Annotated in this window: 1 protein-coding gene; it reads right to left on the minus strand. The window is 50.3% G+C overall.

From position 1 onward, the window contains the following. The coding region (locus ACTD9P_RS29665) for a hypothetical protein (protein ID WP_438870425.1) at positions 1 to 398 on the minus strand (398 nt) is incomplete at its 3' end. Positions 399 to 580 lie beyond the last annotated feature (182 nt).

A 580-nucleotide genomic window follows, 5' to 3' on the forward strand; every position in this document is an offset into this window, starting at 1 on the left:
TGCAGAAACAGCAGCACGCCGATCTGGTTGACAGAACTCCAGGCACCGGCCGAAAACAGCACTTTGCTTGTCTGTAATGATAAAGTTTTACGGCTGAAAGAAAACCACGGAATCAATTTCTTAAAGAAGAAAAAAGTCAGCACAGCTGCACAGACGGCTCCCGCTAATGCCGAAAGCTGGATCTGCCAGATCTTCGGCGGCAGGCACGTAAACAGAGCGAGCACACACAGCACCCTGACCAGCATTTGCACGGCCTGAATGGAACTTGTGATATAAAGCTTGTTGGCAAAAAACGGCACCGTCGCGAACCCCGCCATAAAAAACGTCAGCATAAACAGCACGCTGCCGATTACGATAGACAGCCTCACATCCGTTAAGAGCCCGGCCGGTACATTCATAATCCTGTCAATAAAAAAAGCAGTCCCGGCGAGCGGCACAGCGAGTAATAGAGATATCACGACAGACGCGGCTAAATAATTGCTTACATACGCATTGGCCTCGTCCCTGTTCCCCCTGTGGGCGGCGACGGAGAAAAACCTCACAACGACTGAGCTCAGCGCAACGGTAATAATAGAGAAAT

This window comes from Pseudomonas onubensis, from assembly GCF_965653655.1.
Taxonomy (GTDB): domain Bacteria; phylum Pseudomonadota; class Gammaproteobacteria; order Pseudomonadales; family Pseudomonadaceae; genus Aquipseudomonas.